General features: G+C 64.1%; 17 protein-coding genes. 4 read left to right on the forward strand and 13 right to left on the reverse strand.

Translation table 11 applies throughout. The annotated features are described in order from the left end of the window. A partial coding sequence (locus tag R3F72_RS06220) for a transposase (RefSeq protein WP_332779199.1) occupies positions 1-263 on the forward strand: 263 nt, incomplete at its 5' end. Here R3F72_RS06220 and R3F72_RS06225 read toward each other — a convergent pair. The 3 genes from R3F72_RS06225 to rpoE form a co-directional block, all read right to left on the reverse strand. Then, on the reverse strand, positions 260-1,327 hold the full coding sequence (locus tag R3F72_RS06225; protein WP_332779200.1) for a MucB/RseB C-terminal domain-containing protein: 1,068 nt from the start codon (positions 1,325-1,327) through the stop codon (positions 260-262). The genes R3F72_RS06220 and R3F72_RS06225 overlap by 4 nt on opposite strands. Continuing rightward, positions 1,327-2,121: a sigma-E factor negative regulatory protein gene (locus R3F72_RS06230; RefSeq protein WP_087719496.1), complete on the reverse strand. Its 795-nt coding sequence runs from the start codon at positions 2,119-2,121 to the stop codon at positions 1,327-1,329. Before R3F72_RS06230 ends, R3F72_RS06225 begins: the two co-directional genes overlap by 1 nt. A gap of 280 nt (positions 2,122-2,401) precedes the next feature. Then, a complete protein-coding gene (rpoE, locus tag R3F72_RS06235; protein ID WP_087719497.1) occupies positions 2,402-3,007 on the reverse strand; it encodes an RNA polymerase sigma factor RpoE in 606 nt (201 codons plus the stop codon). Between the two features lie 347 nt (positions 3,008-3,354). Here rpoE and R3F72_RS06240 point away from each other — a divergent pair, with 347 nt between their 5' ends. Next, on the forward strand, positions 3,355-4,437 hold the full coding sequence (locus R3F72_RS06240) for a 3-deoxy-7-phosphoheptulonate synthase (protein WP_087719498.1): 1,083 nt from the start codon (positions 3,355-3,357) through the stop codon (positions 4,435-4,437). 90 nt (positions 4,438-4,527) lie between these two features. Here the strand turns inward: R3F72_RS06240 and dinG are convergent, their stop codons facing one another. Next, entirely contained in the window at positions 4,528-6,681 is a 2,154-nt protein-coding gene (dinG, locus tag R3F72_RS06245) for an ATP-dependent DNA helicase DinG (protein ID WP_087719499.1), read from the reverse strand. A gap of 103 nt (positions 6,682-6,784) precedes the next feature. Beyond that, positions 6,785-8,074 (reverse strand): ATP-dependent RNA helicase RhlB, encoded by a 1,290-nt coding sequence (rhlB, locus tag R3F72_RS06250; protein ID WP_303853565.1) that lies wholly within the window; start codon positions 8,072-8,074, stop codon positions 6,785-6,787. 372 nt (positions 8,075-8,446) lie between these two features. On the opposite strand from rhlB, the gene R3F72_RS06255 reads away from it, so the two are divergent. Next, positions 8,447-8,698, forward strand: a complete 252-nt coding sequence (locus R3F72_RS06255; RefSeq protein WP_276231555.1) for a hypothetical protein — start codon at positions 8,447-8,449, stop codon at positions 8,696-8,698. Then, positions 8,698-9,516, forward strand: a complete 819-nt coding sequence (xthA, locus tag R3F72_RS06260; RefSeq protein ID WP_322527500.1) for an exodeoxyribonuclease III — start codon at positions 8,698-8,700, stop codon at positions 9,514-9,516. Before R3F72_RS06255 ends, xthA begins: the two co-directional genes overlap by 1 nt. Before the next feature lie 421 nt (positions 9,517-9,937). On the opposite strand, the gene R3F72_RS06265 is transcribed toward xthA, so the two are convergent. The 8 genes from R3F72_RS06265 to R3F72_RS06300 all read right to left on the reverse strand — a co-directional run bounded on the left by R3F72_RS06265 (position 9,938) and on the right by R3F72_RS06300 (position 17,052). Continuing rightward, entirely contained in the window at positions 9,938-11,143 is a 1,206-nt protein-coding gene (locus R3F72_RS06265) for a hypothetical protein (protein ID WP_332779272.1), read from the reverse strand. An 11-nt stretch (positions 11,144-11,154) separates the two neighbouring features. Further along, complete coding sequence (locus tag R3F72_RS06270) at positions 11,155-11,943, reverse strand: energy transducer TonB (RefSeq protein WP_332779201.1); 789 nt, start codon at positions 11,941-11,943, stop codon at positions 11,155-11,157. Then, positions 11,943-12,350, reverse strand: a complete 408-nt coding sequence (locus tag R3F72_RS06275; protein ID WP_087719505.1) for an ExbD/TolR family protein — start codon at positions 12,348-12,350, stop codon at positions 11,943-11,945. Before R3F72_RS06275 ends, R3F72_RS06270 begins: the two co-directional genes overlap by 1 nt. Continuing rightward, positions 12,343-12,876: a MotA/TolQ/ExbB proton channel family protein gene (locus R3F72_RS06280; protein WP_276231557.1), complete on the reverse strand. Its 534-nt coding sequence runs from the start codon at positions 12,874-12,876 to the stop codon at positions 12,343-12,345. The genes R3F72_RS06275 and R3F72_RS06280 overlap by 8 nt, the downstream gene beginning before the upstream one ends. Then, positions 12,860-14,266 (reverse strand): MotA/TolQ/ExbB proton channel family protein, encoded by a 1,407-nt coding sequence (locus R3F72_RS06285; protein WP_332779202.1) that lies wholly within the window; start codon positions 14,264-14,266, stop codon positions 12,860-12,862. The genes R3F72_RS06280 and R3F72_RS06285 overlap by 17 nt, the downstream gene beginning before the upstream one ends. A gap of 11 nt (positions 14,267-14,277) precedes the next feature. Continuing rightward, entirely contained in the window at positions 14,278-15,117 is an 840-nt protein-coding gene (locus R3F72_RS06290) for a DUF3450 domain-containing protein (protein ID WP_332779203.1), read from the reverse strand. Between the two features lie 232 nt (positions 15,118-15,349). Beyond that, complete coding sequence (locus tag R3F72_RS06295) at positions 15,350-16,276, reverse strand: electron transfer flavoprotein subunit alpha/FixB family protein (protein ID WP_332779204.1); 927 nt, start codon at positions 16,274-16,276, stop codon at positions 15,350-15,352. 14 nt (positions 16,277-16,290) lie between these two features. Further along, complete coding sequence (locus R3F72_RS06300; protein ID WP_071233041.1) at positions 16,291-17,052, reverse strand: electron transfer flavoprotein subunit beta/FixA family protein; 762 nt, start codon at positions 17,050-17,052, stop codon at positions 16,291-16,293. Between the last annotated feature and the right edge of the window lie 141 nt (positions 17,053-17,193).

Genomic DNA, 17,193 nt, shown 5'->3' on the forward strand with positions numbered 1-17,193 from the left:
TGCGTCGCTACTGCGACCGGTACGGAATACGACCGACGATCCGGCACCGACAGATGCACCGTCGCCCCAAGCCAGGACTACCCCGCCTGTTCGAGCGCCCGCGTTATCGGCGTCGCAATGTGATAGAGCGTCTATTTGGCTGGATGAAGGAAAAGCGGCGACTTTGTACTCGCTACGACAAGCTGGCAAAAAGTTACCGTGCCATGGTCACGCTGGCCTGCATCGAGCGCTGTTTACGGGTCTATTTTTCAGACAGAGCCTAGGAGCCGGCGGGGGGAGCACTCGCGTCGGAGTCGTTCTGAGGGTCCGACATATCAGTGGACGGATCGTCGGCACCGCCCCCTTGGTTCCAGGTCACTCGCGCAGCGATACGTGCCAGCACCTCGGGCGGCGCCTCGCCCAATACCAGTATCTGCATGGGCCGGCCCTCATGATTCACATGACGAACCGCTGCATAGGAGATACCCAGTCGATGCATGCCGGGCAACAAGGAACGCCGGTTACCGGTAATGGGTTCGACGAACAAGCTGATGCTGGTCAAACCATCACTGTAGAGCTGGTGCTCAATCCGTGCGCTCTGACCAGGGCTATCAGGCGGGATCGGCTGCGAGGTAAACCCGGCAGGCAGCCACTGCGCGTGCCACGGAGAATCCGCCGGAGACTGGCCGGGGCCGAGACGAAGCGTATCAGGATAAAGCGTGGGGGCTCGCAGATCGGTTATCTGAAAGGTTTCGAGAATCTGGCCATTGATACCGATCATTTCACGCTTGAGCGGCAGCGATGTCTCGCGATCCAGCCAGAGACAGTAACCGTAGCGGAGCTCGTCCTGCGGTTCGATATCGAGACGCCATGCCGCGCGTCCGGCAATTCGCTCGATTTCCATCGGTTGGAGGTCGTAATGTCCGGCAATCTGTCGGGTCAAGGCGCCAGGCGCGAGACCAGCGGTAAAATCCAGCGTTCCCTGCCCCGCCGCATCCTGGCTCACGCTGCCCCGCTTCTCCACCGCGACGGGCGGACCATCCAGAAATCTCGCGGCCTCGGTCTCCACGCCCTGCTGCACGCTATGCGTCAGCGCCAGGGTCCTGACGCCATCGAAACTGATACGCACGGCCCGTGCACTGAAGTTATAGCAGTGGCTGGCCCAGAGACTGCGCTGAAACAGCGCCTCGGGAGAGACATCGCTATCGCTGGCGGCAGCCAGGTCGCGACAGTCGAAAGTTTCCGGAACCGCCCGCTCATCGACGGACGCTTGAGCCTGGGCAGTGCCGGAAACCGCAAGCAGAGGAAGTATCGCAGCCAGAGAGGCCCGGGGAGTAAACCGAAACATCAACGCGCTTCCGTGGCTCCGGCACCGTCGACCTGAGCGGACAGTGCGCCCGGCGTACGCAGCAACGGCATCCAGTTGTCGCCGGTGCTGTAGGCAGCGCCGACGGAGTGACGCTCCAGATAGGATTGCAGCGTCTGCGCCTGCTCCATATCGACGTTGGGAGACTGACGCGTGCTCGGCGACAGGAACATCGGCTGCATCACCTGCTCCCCGACCGTCATCAAGCCGCTGTTGTTGCCAGCGCCGAAGCTTCCACCGCCAAAGCTGCCGCTGCCCAGCGAATAGGGCAGCCCGCTGGAGACCGGCGCCTGCATGGAAGCCTGCATCGCCCCGCTCTGGTCGCCGGCAACACTTTCGGAGGCCAGCGTGGCCTGGGCCTGGGCACTTTCGTTGACCGCAGAGGTACCCGTAGCGGCCGCCACATCCGAGGACGTGGTGGTGTCGGCGCCAAAGCGGCCGTTATAGACCTGAACGCCGGTGATCACCATGAGCGATACCGCCGCCGCCACGGCAGCGCCGCCCATCATGGAAAACGAGTGGCGCCTGACCGGCTCGCTGGCTGGTTCCGCGACGGGCCGGGGTTCATCCGCCAGCGCCGCCATCACGTCGCCGGAGATATCGATATCGACGATCGCATCCCGCTCGCGCCGCATCATGCTGCGGGCCAAGTGATATCGACGCCAGGTATCGGATTCCTGCGGCGACGTGCCCAGCGTCTTGAGCGCCCGCCTCAGATCGAATTCATCGGCCTCGTTATCCATCAATGCGGAAAACGATTCGTATACCTGCTTCATAGTCACACCCTCACACTCGCCTTGCGGCTTGCCACGTGTTGAATGACGGCGACACTCAGGGCGACATCTGGGGGCGTGCCATTGCGATCCTCGAAGGCCGCAATGCCCTTGCCCGCTACCTGCGTCACCGGACCCTCGTCGCCGGATTGTCTCCAGCCGACGACGGCTTGGCTATTACCTGCCCCACTATGACGACAGAAATCGATGACAGTTCATTTTCGATTCATCTTTCTCGATTCGATCGCCATCGGCGCTCCCGAACCTATTGATCCTGCGTCGCTCAAGCGCCGTTGACCGCGTCTCGCCCACCGTGTTCCAGCAACGGTTCGATATGCTTGTCGACCGCCTCGCGCGCCCGGAAGATCCGCGATCGGACGGTTCCCACCGGGCACTCCATGATCGTGGCGATATCTTCATAGGAAAGCCCGTCGAATTCACGCAGCGTGATCGCGGTGCGCAGATCATCCGGCAGTTGCTCGATCGCTTCGAACACGGCGGCTTCCAGTTGATCGCGGGCGATCGCCGCTTCCGGCGATTCGATATCCGACAGACGCCCGCTCTGGTCGACGATCTCGGCATCGCTGATATCCAGATCGCTACCGGGAGGACGCCGCCCCCGCGATACCAGATAGTTCTTTGCCGTGTTGATGGCGATGCGATACATCCAGGTATAGAAGGCACTTTCGGCACGAAAGCTGCCCAGGGCGCGATACGCCTTGATGAAGGCTTCTTGGGCAACGTCCTGAACTTCGGAATGGTCCTGAACATAGCGGCTGATCAGACCGAGAATCTTGTGCTGGTACTTCTTGACCAAAAGATCAAAAGCTCGGGTGTCCCCTTTCTGGGCGCGTTCGACGAGTTGCTGATCGGTCTCTCGGACACCCATTCAACGCCTCCCCGTACGACTGGGCACCGGAAGCTGCAGGACCTGGAGCAGTGAAATGACACAGCGATAACGAGTGTGGTGACTAGGAGATAATACGCTCATGATCCCACCTGGAGCCCTTTGAGCTCACGATTCAATGACAGGCGTGCAAGTTATAACAGAAACGATGGATTAGCACGCGAAGCCGGCCAGTGTTCCTGTTTTAACCCGCCCCATCAAGTCGCGCTCCCGGCGCCGGATCCCCGGCATGCAGGGCACAACGGGGCCGGAAAGTTGATTTTTGTACCCTGCAACCCCCATAGTACGCGCTCCACGCGCAGTCACCATCAGAGTCAACGGGCCCCAGCATGTCGGAACAGCAGGTCAACAATCTCAACGTTCTCTCCCAGGATGTCCTGATTACCCCGGAAGCGTTGAAGCAGAACATTCCGCTTTCGGAATCCGCCGAGCGCACGGTCATCGAAGGGCGTCAGACCATCCAGCGCATTCTCGATCGCGAGGATCCTCGCCTGCTCGTGGTCATCGGCCCCTGCTCGATTCACGATCCGGAAGCCGCACGCGACTACGCCAGACGCCTTCGCAAGCTCGCCGATGCCGTCAGCGACAGCCTATACATCGTGATGCGCGTCTACTTCGAGAAGCCGCGTACCACGGTCGGCTGGAAGGGCTTGATCAACGATCCGCACCTCAACGACTCGTTCGAGATCGAGGAAGGCTTGCACATCGCTCGCCGGCTACTAGTGGATCTGGCCGAAATCGGCCTGCCGCTGGCCACCGAGGCGCTCGATCCGATTTCGCCGCAGTATCTGCAGGACTGCATTAGTTGGTCCGCGGTAGGGGCCCGCACCACCGAATCCCAGACCCACCGTGAAATGGCTTCCGGCCTTTCCGGCCCGGTCGGCTTCAAGAATGGCACCGACGGCAGCCTGGACGTGGCAGTCAACGCATTGCAGTCGGTCGCCAGCCCGCACAATTTCCTGGGTATCGACCAGGCGGGTCAGGTCGCGGTGATCCGGACCCGGGGCAACGCCTATGGCCACGTCGTTCTGCGGGGCGGCAACGGCAAGCCCAACTACGACAGTGTCAGTGTCACGCTGGCCGAGCAGGAACTGCACAAGGCGGGGCTGAAAGCCAACCTGATGGTCGACTGCTCCCACGCCAACTCCAACAAGGACCCGGCGCTGCAGCCGCTGGTCATGGAGAACGTGACGCACCAGATCCTCGACGGCAACCGCTCGATCATCGGTTTGATGATCGAATCGAATATCGGCTGGGGCAGCCAGAAGATTCCCGAAGACCGGAGCCAGCTCGAATACGGCGTTTCGATCACCGATGCCTGCATCGACTGGCCGACCACCGAACGCACGCTGACCGAGATGGCCGAGCAATTGAAGTCCGTGCTCCAGTCGCGCCAGCGTTCCGACGACTGATCCCAGGACGACGACCGTTCAAGCAGAACGCCCGGTGCCGCAATTCACGGCACCGGGCGTTTTTTGTTGGCGGCGGCAACGCGGCCCCCGTCAGTTCCTGGCCGGCTCGCCTGCTTCCACCCCTTCGATCTGACGCCGAAACGGTGGCAGCGCGTCCAGCAACGCCTTGCCGTACCGCCGGGTCAGCACACGCCGATCCAACAGCGAGATACGGCCGCTGTCGTTCTCCTTGCGGATCAGCCGCCCGCACGCCTGCACCAGCTTGATCGACGCATCCGGCACCGATATCCGCATGAACGGGTTGCCGCCCTGACTCTCGATCCACTCGGCGAGCGTGGCGCCGACCGGATCGTCCGGCACCGAAAACGGCAGCCGGGTGATGACCACGTGGGTGAGATAACGACCGGGAAGATCGATCCCCTCGGCGAAACTCGCCAGCCCGAAGATCAAGCTACCGCCGCCGTCGTCGACCGCCTTGCGATGGCGCTCCAGCAGCTCGCGCTTGGGCAGCCGATCCTGCGAGAGCAGGCGCGACGACCAGGGTTCCGGCAACGCATCGGCCACGCTGCGCAGTTGCTTGCGCGAGGAAAACAGCACCAGCACGGCTTCGTCATCTTCCAGCCCCTCGATGAACTCGACGATGGAACGGTCGTGCGCCTTGGCATCGCCGGGCTCCACCGCTTCCCTCGGCACACTGAGGATGGCCCGGGAATAGTCGAAAGGGCTCGGCAGGCGCTGGTAGCGATAGCGATTGGCCAGGCCGGCCCGCTCCTGCAATCGCTCGAAACGATTGAGCGCCGTCAGCGTCGCCGAGGTCACCACCGCCCCGTAGCAGGTTCCCCAGAGATGCCGCGCCAGTGTCTCCGCCGCCGATACCGGGCTGGCCGAAAAGGTCAGCTCCGGCTCGCCACCGAAGTTCTGGAACGTCAACCATCGCGCTTGCGGTGCCTGCCCCGCCGGATCCGGCTTGGCCATGGCTGACCACAGCGCATGCGCTTCCAGCGCGCGGCCGTGGAGCAGCGCCGTCAGCGGCAGCCACGGTTCCGCCTGCTCCCGCGGGAGCCCGGTGGACTTGTCCGGGTCGAGACTCTCGCGGAGGATATCGCTCATCGTCTCCAGATCGCGCGATAACTCGGCGAACGGAATGACCAGCTGCTGGGCCAGATCGACCAGCGGCTCCGGCGCCCGGCCGTTGGGAAAGCGGAAATGCTGCGTCTCCTCGCCTGCCCCGGATCCGAGCCCGGCAATCTGATGTCCCATGGCGTAGGCGTCGCCGAGACGTGGCTCCAGCGCCGCGATGCGTTCGGGGAAGGTCGCCAGCAAGCGGCCGAGTGTCGGCTGGGCGCCGAGCGCGGTGTTCAACTCCGTCAGCGACTTCTTCAACGTCCGCAGCCAGCGCAACGTGCCGTTAATCCCGAAACGATGATAGAAGTGATCCAGCGCCTTGTCCGGCAGGTGATGCCCTTCGTCGAAGACGTAGATACACTCCTTGGGCGACGGCAGTACCATGCCTCCGCCTAGCGCGAGGTCCGCCAGCACCAGGTCGTGATTGGCGACGATGATATCGGCCTGCTCGAGATGCCGGCGCGAGCGGAAATAGGCACAGGCGCCGAAATGGCCGCAGCGCCGATTGGTGCACTGGCGATGATCCACGGTCAGCCGTCGCCAGTCGCGATCATCAATGGCGACCGGCCAGCTATCCCGATCCCCTTCCCAGTTGCCGGAGGCATAGGTATCGGCCATCTCCTGGATCAGCTGCGGGAAGTCACCGCCGGCGTCCGTGGCGATGGTCTGCTCGAACAGCGACAGCGTCGGGTTGGGCTCGGCGCCTTCCAGCGCCTGATCCAGCTTGGCCACGCACAGGTAACGCCCCCGACCCTTGGCCAGCGCGTATTCGAAATCGAGCCCGCTGTGCGCCTTGAGCATCGGCAGGTCCTGATTCAATACCTGCTCTTGCAGTGCCACCGTGGCAGTGGCGATGACCAACCGCTTGCCGCGCGCCTTGGCGACGGGTAACGCCGCCAATAGATACGCAAGGGTTTTACCGGTACCGGTACCCGCTTCCAGAACACAGACGTGCTCGTTGGACGTCCTTCGGCCCTGATCATCTCGCTCGATCGACGCCAGCGTGCGCGCGATCTCCGCAATCATCAGACGCTGACCGTAACGCGGGGTGAGCTCCAACCCTTCGAGCACGCGCCGGTAAGCCTCCTGGATCTCTTGCTTGAGGGGTTCGTCGAGCATGCGCATTCCGGGGAAGGAAGGTCAGAAACAGATCGCCCACCGACGGTGGACGATCGAGAGAGCCGAACCGTTGACGATGTCAGCCGCTCAGGAAAGCATCGGCTCACGACATCATGGACTCGGGCGGATGCTCGCAGGGCAGCTTGCCGTTGATGTAGTTCTCGATCTCCGGCAGCGAGAAGGCATCCTCTTCGCCGACGAAACTGATCGACACACCCTTCGCGCCCGCACGGCCGGTCCGCCCGATACGATGGACGTAGTCTTCAGGATCTTCCGGCAGCGTGAAGTTGATGACGTGGCTGACATCCTCGATATGGATGCCACGACCGGCAACATCGGTCGCCACCAGCACGGTCACTTCGCCTTCCCGGAAACGCTCCAGCGTCTTGATTCGCTGGCTCTGCGGCACGTCGCCCGAGAGCATCGCCGCGTTGACGCCCTGGTCGCGCAGCATCTGGTCCAGTTCGCGTACCAGATCGCGACGGTTGCCGAACACGATCACCCGCTCCATCGCTTCCTGGCTGACCAGATTGAACAGCAGCTTGCGCTTCTCGCTGTCGCTGACCAGATAGACACGCTGGTCGATATTGGCCGCGTTGTCGGTGGTCACCTCGATCTCGACGTGGGCCGGATTCTGGGTCCACTGCTCGGAGAGGTTGAGGATATCCGGCGTGAAGGTCGCCGAGAACAGGAAGGTCTGGCGTTCCTCGCGCTTGGGCGTATAGCGGATGATGCGCTTGACGTCCGGAATGAAGCCCATCGACAGCATACGATCGGCTTCGTCCAGCACCAGCACCTCGACCTGGGAGAGATCGATGTCGCGCTTCTGCTGGAAATCGAGCAGACGCCCCGGCGTGGCCACCAGAATGTCCAGGTTCTTGCTCAGCTGATCCCGCTGCTTCTGGTAGTCCATGCCGCCGACGACGCTTGCCACATGCAATGACGTGAAACGGGCCAGTGCCTTGGCGTCCTTCTCGATCTGCAGCGCCAGTTCGCGGGTAGGCGCGATGATCAGCGCCCGCGGCGTTCCCGGCTTCTGGCCATCCGGCGCTTCTTCTTCCAGGAAATAGGCCAGCATCGAGATCAGGAAAGCCGCAGTCTTGCCGGTGCCGGTCTGTGCCTTGCCGACCACGTCGCCGCCGAGCAACGTATGCTTCAGCGCTTCGGCCTGGATCGGCGTGCAGTATTCGAAACCTTCTGCCTGGATCGCGCGCATCAATGATGTCGGCAGGTCGAAATCATGAAACCGCCAGCGTCCGGCAACGGGCTCGACCTGAAACTGTTTCAGCGACCAGTTGGAAGTGTTCCGCGACTGCGATTTACGTGGCTTGCGCCGACGCCGCTTGGGTCTGCGGTTCTGTGCCGGGGGCTGGGTGTTGTCAGACTCACTCATAGTTATGACGAATGTCCGAAATCGATTGACGGTTTGACTCGCGACGGCTGGCGTCCTGCTCGGCGGCGCCATCTACGGCGCGGCGGGCCGGCATTCACGCCTTCAAGGACGAACCCTCGACGCGACGATGATCGACTTCGCCGGGGCCAGGCCCGGCGCGAGCCGAACACATTGTACCAGTTCTGGCCTGCTAACGTCGCGAGCCCAGTGGTCCAACGTCGCGGCTAGCCGATGGCAGAGCCCCCTTCCCCTGTTAGAATGTGGGCTATCGTTGGCTCCGGGAACACCGCCTTGGCGGTCGAGAGTTTCCAATGCCGATGCCCATATCGCTATATCGCTGGATTTCCCGCTGAATACTGACAGGTTGCGCGCATGACTCGCAGAAAAAAGACCCGGTCGCTGGCCGACAAGGTGACGATCCGTACCGGCAAGCGCAAGGACTATCGCCGCTGGCGCCATGACAATCCCGATGAAGTCGCTCCATCGCGTCGTTACGTCGACAAGAAGACCCAGCAGCGAAAACTGCAGGCCGAGCGCAAGCGCCAGCGTCAGAGCGCCCCGCCGCTGCCGCTGCATTCCGCCAGCACCGATAGCGACGCCTCGAAGGATGAGGGCTCCGATTGATGCGACTCGTCTCTTTCAATATCAACGGCATCCGCGCTCGTCTGCACCAGCTCGAGGCGCTGATCGAGAGCCACGCGCCGGACGTCATCGGTCTGCAGGAGACCAAGGTCCAGGATAGCGAGTTTCCCCGCGACGCGGTGGAAGCCATGGGCTATCACGTTCACTTTCATGGCCAGAAAGGCCACTACGGTGTCGCGATGCTGACCCGGGCAGCACCGACATCCGTTCATTATGGGTTGCCCGACGATGGCGAGGAGGCGCAGCGCCGCCTGATCGGAGTGACGCTCGACATTGACGATGGCAAACCGCTGACGGTGTGGAACGGTTACTTTCCTCAGGGCGAGAACATCGCTCACCCTACCAAGTACCCCAACAAGCGAGCGTTCTACGCCGGTCTCAACGCGCTTCTCGAAACGCAGCACCAGCCTTCGGAGCGCGTCGCGATCATGGGCGACTTCAATATCTCCCCGGCGGATATCGACATCGGCATCGGCGAGGACAATCGCAAGCGCTGGCTGCGCGAAGGCAAGACCAGCTTCCAGCCCGAGGAACGCGAATGGCTGGAGCGCCTCAAGGCGTGGGGGCTCGAGGACAGCTATCGACTTTGCCACCCGGACAGCAGCGACTATTTCAGCTGGTTCGACTATCGCTCCAAGGGTTTCGATCGCGAGCCCAAGCGTGGCCTGCGTATCGATTACATCCTGGTCACCGAACCGCTGGCCCGCGCCACGCGTCGCTCGGGTATCGACTATGACCTGCGCGCCATGGAACGGCCATCCGACCACGCCCCGGTGTGGAGTGAATTCGAGCTAGCGTGAGTTTCGTTTCCTATGGCGACAAGTTCACTATGGCGACAGGTTCAAGCAGGACGAACTTACCACTGACCGAGCATCAACTTTCCTTCTGCTCGTTAATGCGAGGGGCAAGCCCCTCGCGCTCCCCTTTTTGACGCCACAGACGGCGAAACCCTAAACGCCAATCGCCCGCGCTCGGGTCGGCGCGAAAGGGCATCCCTGCCCTACGCGCCTCTGGCGTCATCCATGACGCCAGACCCGGCACGGGCGACCGTCGTTTAGCGCCGTCTGGAAGGCGTCATTCGGCGGCAAATCCCAGTGTCCCGGCTTTATTGACCAACAAACAAAAATGCTGACAAGGACCACTGGTGATGGTCAGTGGAGAACGGCTCACGCCACAATTCGCCACCTTACCAAAACCGACCATCGCGTGAGCGAACCACCGCTACGCCGATCCCAGCGAATCCAGCCACTGCTGCGCCTGCTCGACGCCCGCTGCCCTGGCCTGCTGAAAGGCATTGCGGGCCGCCTCCCGATCGCCGAGCTGCAGCGAGGCGAAGCCCTGCAACAACCAGTCCCGTCCGGAAATCTCGCCGCCTGCCTCACGCAGACGGGAAAGCGCGTCTCGTGTCGTCTGCCACTCGCCCCAACCGTAAGCGAGCTCGGCCAACTGCTGCCAATCCTCTGTCCGGCCGGTCTTGTCGGCCAGCGTCTGCCAGGCCGACAGCGCGTTTTCATGATCGCGAGCGGCCGTCCAGGCCTGGGCGATCAGGCGCAGGTTGGCGCTGCTGGAATCCAGCCGACCGCTATCCAGCCAGTTTCCCAGATGCTCGGCGGCACGCGCCGGCGTTCCCCCGGCAATGTGCAGTCTGGCCAGTTGCAACAGATCTTCATCCGACGTCAGCACACCTCGGCGCCAGCCGCTTTCCCAGATCGCTGCGGCACGACCGTCATCACCGGCTTGCTGGGCAAGCCCTGCGGCCCGGCGCCAGACGTCTGGTGAGCTCGCATCGTCGCCCAGCAGCGTCAGGGCGTCATCGAAACGTCCCGCCTGCTGGTAGACCGTACTCGCCAATTGCCGCTGCGACTGGCTCCAGCCCTCGGTGCCGGACGCTCTCAGCCGATCGAGCGAGTTGGCCGCGGCCGACCACTCTTCGAGCGACGCCCGCGCCTGAACCAGCAACCAGCGCGAAGCGTCGTCTCCGCCGCTGCGCTCGACCCATTGGGTGAGCAGATCCGCGCCCTGCCGTGTCTGGCCGCCACTCAAGCGCAGCCGCGCTTCCTGACGCAGCCACGAGAGACGGCGTGCGTCAGGGATATCGTCGATGCGCCTTGCCTCGGCCAATTGATCCGCAGCCAGGGATTTGTTTCCTTGATGAGCATTGGCCGATGCCGCCAGTTGCAGGAACAGGGCGCGCGCCCAGCGATCGGCCGCATTGCCGCCTTCGAGGCGCGAGGCCGAGTCGGCAGCGCGGGTAGCCACCGCCGCGTCGTCGCCGGCCTCGAGCTGCGACTGCATCGACTGCAGCGCCTGGATCATGTCCGCGCGCAGCGCCGGACCCTCGGCCCGGGCCAGCGAGATACCGCCGCAACCGATCAGGCCCACCAGCGCCAGCGACAGACAGCGCTTGCTCAGGCGACGAACCGTCATTGAACTCACGGTCAGCCCTCCAACTGGAACTGGATACGCTGCGTGGCCCGCCGCACGTCATCGGCCGGCGGGAATCGCCACTGTGATACCGCCTCCTCGACGGCACGGTCGAACACGTTGGCGGGATCGGCGTCGATCACACGCAGACTGTCGGTATCGACGCGTCCATCAGGCTGAATGATGAAACTCACCTCCACGTATCCTTCCAGGCCGCGCCGGCGCGCACGCATCGGATAGGACGGATTGACCCGGCTGGTAGGCTGCAGCTGGCCGACATCGCGCGGCGATGCCTGCGTTCCTCGCGGCGGTTGCTGCGGTGCGGGTTCGGGCTGCGGCGGGCCGGGCTCGGCTTCGGACTGAGGCGCCGCATCCGCCACGGCTTCCTGCGTCGGCTGGGGTTCCGGCTGGGGTTCCGGCTGAGCCTCGGGTTGCGGTTGTGGACGCGGCTCTGGCTCCGGCCGCGCCTCGCTCAGTTCGGGCAGCGATTCGTCCAGCGTCACGTCCGGCGCCTCCATGGGCGGCGTTTGCGGCTCCGGAATCTCCACCGGGCTCGGCGCCTCTGCCGCAGGTACGGGTGCCGCCGCAGGAGGTGGCGGCGGCGCGCTCGGCGGCGTCGGCAATGCCGGCGACGTTGGCGTCGGTTGCGCCGGCTCCTGCTCCGGCGCATCGACCATCGAGATCGCCGTCGGCGTCACGATCTGGGTGCGATCCGGTTCCGGCGGAGCCACCAGCAGCGCCAACAGATAGAACAGCAGCAACGCCAGCAGCGCGCCGCCGACCAGGCCTGCCACTCTACGCATCAGCCGGCATCCCGGTTGGCGGCCACGGCGACGTTATCGACACCCGCCTGGTGAATGCGATCCATGACTTCGATCAGCAAACCCGTCGTCGAGTTCTTGTCGGCCTGCACCACGACGCTGCCATCGCCGGAGACCAGCTCCGCGACGCGAGCGCCGACGCGATGGGCATCCACTGCCTCGCCGTCCACCCAGACCGCGCCTTCGCCGGTGATGGCGACGAGCACCTGGGTATCCTGGCGCGCCGTGGCCTCGCTCGACTCGGGCCGCTGGATCTCGACGCCACTCTCCTTGATGAAGCTGGTGGTGACGATGAAGAAGATCAGCATGATGAAAACGACATCGAGCATCGGCGTCAGGTCGATGCCGGTCGAATCGTCACTGGCTTCCCGCAAGCGGCGCCTACGCATGAGAGTCCTCCACGGCGCGGGCCATGCGGTCATGCAACCGCTGATCCTCGCGCCGAATGATCTGTTCCAGACGAGTGACGAAAAGCAGGCCGACCACGGCAACGGCCATGCCGCACAGCGTGGGCAGCGTGGCCTGGGCGACGCCGTCGGCCATCGCGCGGGCCTGGTTGCTCTCGGTGAGAGCCAGGCTGTCGAATACCTGGATCATGCCCGTCACCGTCCCCAGCAGCCCGAGCAGCGGGCAGACCGCGATCAGCAGCTTGAGCCATGGCAACGGCAGGCGTAACCGGGCGATCAGTTCGCTCGTCCACACTTCGCGCAGGGTCAGTGCGCTCCAGCTCGAGTGATCGCGACGCTGGATCCACGCCTCGATCAGCACTCGCCGGGCACGTCGATGGGTGAACTGCCAGTAGAACAGCCGTTCCAGCGACATCGCGAACAGCGCCATCGCCACCAGCATGATCACCACCAGCACCTCGCCGCCAGCGCCGATCAGCCACCGGATCGGCTCAAGCGTGGGCACCATGACGGCGCTCCTCGGCGTGGGCGACAGCAGCCGTCTCGGCCTCGAGATGCTCGGCGAGCACCGCGCTGGCGCGGCCTTCCAGCAGGCCGATCAATCGTCGGCTGCGGCTGCTCAAGGCGGTATTGACGAACAGCAGCGGCACGGCTGTGATCAGACCCAGCACGGTCGTCACCAGCGCCTGGCTGATGCCGCCGGCCATCAGCTGCGGATCGCCGGTGCCGAACACGGTGATCGACTGAAAGGTGACGATCATCCCGGTCACCGTGCCCAGCAACCCCATCAAGGGCGCGACGGCGGCGATCAGCTTGACGACCGGCTGGGCCCGCTCCAGGCGCGGCTGCTCCGCCAGCAGCGCCTCGTCGAGCCGAGCCTCCAGCGCTTCCGGCGCGTGATCACGGCCCAGCGCGGCGAAGCGCTGAAGTACCCGCCCCAGCGGGTTGTCGTCGCTGAGGGACTCCGGCGCCCGCATCTGCCGACGCATGCGCGCACTGACCCGAAGCAGGTAGACATACTGCATCAGCGCCACCAGCAGCCCGATGATCCCCAGCGCGACGATCACGTAACCGACGTAGCCGCCCTGCTGGAACCGCTCCCACAGGCTCGGCTGCTGGGCGAGCGCGTCCAGCACATCGCCGTCGGTAGGATCGACCACGATCTGGTTGCCCTCGCCCTGCTGGAAAGCCTGCAGGGCCTGGCGAGCATCGCCCGGCGTTGCCGCCACGACGGAAAGACGACCGTCGTCGCCGATTCGCTGCAGCAGATCGCCGTCGCTGAAGGCGACGATATCCCCCAGACGGACCACGGGGCGCTGGGCGACATCGCCGTCCGGCCCGGCAACCGGCGCCTGGAACCGCACGCCTCGGCCGCTTTCCGCGATCAGGCCCGCCAGATCCTGGCGCACCCGATCCAGCGTCTGCAGGTCGATCAGGCCACGATCGTCGAGCCGCGGAGGCAACTGCGCATCACCGCCGACGGTCAGCCAGCTCTCGCCCAGCGCATCCCGAAGCTCGCTGGCCTGCTGCTTGACGATTCCGGAGATATCACCGATATCGCCGGCCTCTTCCGTGCGCTGCTGCTGTAGCGCCGCCAATTGTTGCTGCTGGTCCGTCTGGCGCGATTCCAGCTGGTCGCGCCTGCCCTGGGCGTCCTGCAGCCGCTGCTCGGCATCGGCGACCGCCTGCTGCAACGCCTCACGGTCATCCAGCAATGTCTCCAGCCGCTGGGTATCGCGCTGTTCCGCGGCCTGGCTGTCGGCCCGGAACGTCTCTAGCACCTGCTGCATCGAGTGCGATCCGCTACCCGACGCGTCGCCGGACTGAGCACTGGCGACGATGGGCAATAGCGTCATCGCCACGAAAGAGAGCGCTGACCACCATGCATGACGCTTCATGACTGTCCGTCTCATGACTGCCCCTCCGTCGCTGACTGTCCGTCTTCGACGACCAGCGATGCCGGCAGGTGCAACAAGGCCGGCGCGCTCTGATCCTGTGCGATGCGAATGCCGCGACGGACCTCGTCGATCTGATCGCCGTCCAACGCTTCCCACTCGCCGTTGGCGATGCTCCAGACACCGCCGGCGCGATCGTCGGGCGTGACGTAGTACCAGCCCGTTCTCCCGACCCGTAGATAGTCGACTTCCCGCGCGAGCTGGCTACCCTGACTCGCCGCGTCGGATTGCGCGCCTTCGAGCGGGCCGCTCCACTGGTCCATTTCCCGCCCGTAGGCGAGCTCGGTACGCCAGGCGGAAAAGATTCGCTGCAGCTTGTCGGCCTGCGAGGCATCATCGCGGGCCAGCATCTGTTCCAGGTCGTCGACGCGGGCCAGACGCTCGTCGCGCAGGAACGGCATGTCCGCTTCGATCATCGCGCGCAGTTGCTCGACCATCTCGCGCATCTCCCCCGGCAGTCCCTCACGGGTCACGGAGATCTGCGTCAGCGCCTGCTGCTCGGAAGCGATGCGCTTGGCCTGATTGTCGACGATCGGTGCCAGCTCGGCGTTGTAGCTCTCGAGCCGGTCGGCCTGCTGGCTGGCCTGGCGCAGGCGCTGCAGCGCTTCCCGCGTGGCGTCGTCGGCGTTGTCGATACGGCTTTGAAGTTCGGCCTGGGTCTGCTGGGCCTCGATGCTGGCCTGGCTGAGCGAGTCCTGGGCCGGCGCCGTGCTGGCAACGCCCAGGCTCATGGCGGCGAGAAAGGACGCCAACAGGCGTGCACTTGCTCGTTTCCGCGGGGAATCATGCACCACGCTATCTCCTTGCGTATGAGCCGTGACAACAAGCTGGTGACAAGCACCGCTAACCAGCGGTGTAACGAAGCTGAATTCGACGCGATACGCTAATACAAACAAGAACAATTATCAATCCGTATAACCTGGCGCTCCAGTGACAACCCGCGACCTCCGCTGAACGGCGAGGCACAAAAAAACCGGTACCCGCAGGTACCGGCTTTCTGGATCGCGAATCGCGTAGGCGAGTCGTCTACAGCTTCTGCTCCAGCTCGGGCAGAATCTCGAACAGATCCCCGACGAGACCGTAATCGGCCACCTGGAAGATCGGCGCTTCGTCGTCCTTGTTGATCGCCACGATCACCTTGGAGTCCTTCATGCCCGCCAGGTGCTGGATCGCGCCGCTGATGCCGACGGCGATATAAAGCTCGGGAGCGACGATCTTGCCGGTCTGCCCGACCTGCATGTCGTTGGGCACGAACCCCGCGTCGACCGCGGCACGAGAAGCCCCGATGGCGGCGCCGAGCTTGTCGGCAATGCCGTCGAGCAGCTTGAAGTTGTCGCCGTTGCCCATGCCTCGGCCACCGGAGATGACCACGCGAGCGCCACCCAGCTCCGGGCGCTCGTTTTGCGCGAGCTCTTCGCCGATGAAGCGCGACAGCGCGTTGGAGACGACAGCATCCACGGGCTCGATGGTCGCGGCCCCGCCTTCGCTCACCGGGTCGAACGCCGTCGTGCGCACGGTGATCACCTTGAGCGGATCGCTGGACTGCACCGTGGCGATGGCGTTGCCGGCATAGATCGGACGCTTGAAGGTATCGGCGCTCTCGACGCTCAGGATCTCGGAGATCTGGGAGACGTCCTTGAGTGCCGCGACCCGCGGCAGCACGTTCTTGCCGTCGGTCGATGCCGCGGCGAGCACGTGGCTGTAGTCGCCGGCCAGCTGGGCCAGCAGATCCGCCAGCGGCTCGGCCAGCTGATGCGCGTACGCCGCATCGTCGGCCACCCGCACGCGGGAAACGCCATCGAGTTTGGCGGCCGCTTCGGCAATGGCCGCCACATTCTCGCCGGCTACCAGGATGTCGATATCGCCACCAATGGCTCGGGCGGCGCCGACGACATGAGCCGTGCCGGCGGAGAGACGCCCTTCATGGTGTTCGGCCAGAACCAGAATACTCATGCGATCAGCTCCTTTCACAGCACTTTGGCTTCGTTCTTGAGTTTATCGATCAGCTCGTCCACGGAGCCTACCTTGACCCCGCCCTTGCGCTCGGCCGGCGTCTCGACCTTGAGCAGCTCAAGCCCGCTGGAGACGGTTACGCCGAGTGCTTCCGGCGTCCGGCTGTCCAGCGGCTTCTTCTTGGCTTTCATGATGTCCGGCAGCTTGGCGTAGCGCGGTTCGTTCAGGCGCAGGTCGGTGGTCACCACCGCGGGCAGCTTGAGCGCGACGCTCTGCAGCCCGCCATCGATCTCGCGGGTGACGCGCACGTAGCCGTCCTCGACGCCATCGCCGAAGGCGACCTCCGAGGCGAAGGTGCCCTGCCCCATACCGCTCAGCGCCGCCAGCATCTGGCCGGTCTGGTTGTTGTCGGTATCGATCGCCTGCTTGCCGAGAATGACCAGGTCGGGCTTCTCTTCATCGACCACGGCCTTGAGCAGCTTGGCTACCGCCAGCGACTCGACGCGTTCGTCGGTCTCGACGTGAATGGCGCGGTCCGCACCCAGCGCCAGCGCCGTGCGCAGCTGTTCCTGGGCGGCCTTGGGGCCGACCGAGACGGCGACGATCTCCGTGGCGACGCCCTTCTCCTTGAGACGAACGGCCTCTTCCACCGCAATTTCACAGAAGGGGTTCATGGCCATCTTGACGTTGGTCAGATCCACGTCGGAGTGATCCGGCTTGACCCGGATCTTGACGTTGTAATCGATGACGCGTTTGACCGCGACGAGTACTTTCATGGGTGTCCTCGCAGACTAGTGACAAACCGACCCCACAGGCGTTGGTCGGCATCGACGATCGAACTATGGCGATCGTCAGCGTGACGGAAATGCCGGGCAACAAAAACGTCGGCGGAGACAGAATCACGCCGACGCCAGCTC

It is taken from the genome of Salinicola sp. 4072 (assembly GCF_036663415.1).
Classification (GTDB): domain Bacteria; phylum Pseudomonadota; class Gammaproteobacteria; order Pseudomonadales; family Halomonadaceae; genus Salinicola; species Salinicola salarius_A.

Excerpts from the sequence above, each read along its gene's own strand:
- R3F72_RS06225 (WP_332779200.1), bottom strand. The coding sequence starts at position 1,327 with ATGTTTCGGTTTACTCCCCGGGCCTCTCTGGCTGCGATACTTCCTCTG.
- R3F72_RS06230 (WP_087719496.1), bottom strand. The coding sequence starts at position 2,121 with ATGAAGCAGGTATACGAATCGTTTTCCGCATTGATGGATAACGAGGCC.
- rpoE (WP_087719497.1), bottom strand. The coding sequence starts at position 3,007 with ATGGGTGTCCGAGAGACCGATCAGCAACTCGTCGAACGCGCCCAGAAA.
- R3F72_RS06240 (WP_087719498.1), top strand. The coding sequence starts at position 3,355 with ATGTCGGAACAGCAGGTCAACAATCTCAACGTTCTCTCCCAGGATGTC.
- dinG (WP_087719499.1), bottom strand. The coding sequence starts at position 6,681 with ATGCTCGACGAACCCCTCAAGCAAGAGATCCAGGAGGCTTACCGGCGC.
- rhlB (WP_303853565.1), bottom strand. The coding sequence starts at position 8,074 with ATGAGTGAGTCTGACAACACCCAGCCCCCGGCACAGAACCGCAGACCC.
- R3F72_RS06255 (WP_276231555.1), top strand. The coding sequence starts at position 8,447 with ATGACTCGCAGAAAAAAGACCCGGTCGCTGGCCGACAAGGTGACGATC.
- xthA (WP_322527500.1), top strand. The coding sequence starts at position 8,698 with ATGCGACTCGTCTCTTTCAATATCAACGGCATCCGCGCTCGTCTGCAC.
- R3F72_RS06265 (WP_332779272.1), bottom strand. The coding sequence starts at position 11,143 with ATGACGGTTCGTCGCCTGAGCAAGCGCTGTCTGTCGCTGGCGCTGGTG.
- R3F72_RS06270 (WP_332779201.1), bottom strand. The coding sequence starts at position 11,943 with ATGCGTAGAGTGGCAGGCCTGGTCGGCGGCGCGCTGCTGGCGTTGCTG.
- R3F72_RS06275 (WP_087719505.1), bottom strand. The coding sequence starts at position 12,350 with ATGCGTAGGCGCCGCTTGCGGGAAGCCAGTGACGATTCGACCGGCATC.
- R3F72_RS06280 (WP_276231557.1), bottom strand. The coding sequence starts at position 12,876 with ATGGTGCCCACGCTTGAGCCGATCCGGTGGCTGATCGGCGCTGGCGGC.
- R3F72_RS06285 (WP_332779202.1), bottom strand. The coding sequence starts at position 14,266 with ATGAAGCGTCATGCATGGTGGTCAGCGCTCTCTTTCGTGGCGATGACG.
- R3F72_RS06295 (WP_332779204.1), bottom strand. The coding sequence starts at position 16,276 with ATGAGTATTCTGGTTCTGGCCGAACACCATGAAGGGCGTCTCTCCGCC.
- R3F72_RS06300 (WP_071233041.1), bottom strand. The coding sequence starts at position 17,052 with ATGAAAGTACTCGTCGCGGTCAAACGCGTCATCGATTACAACGTCAAG.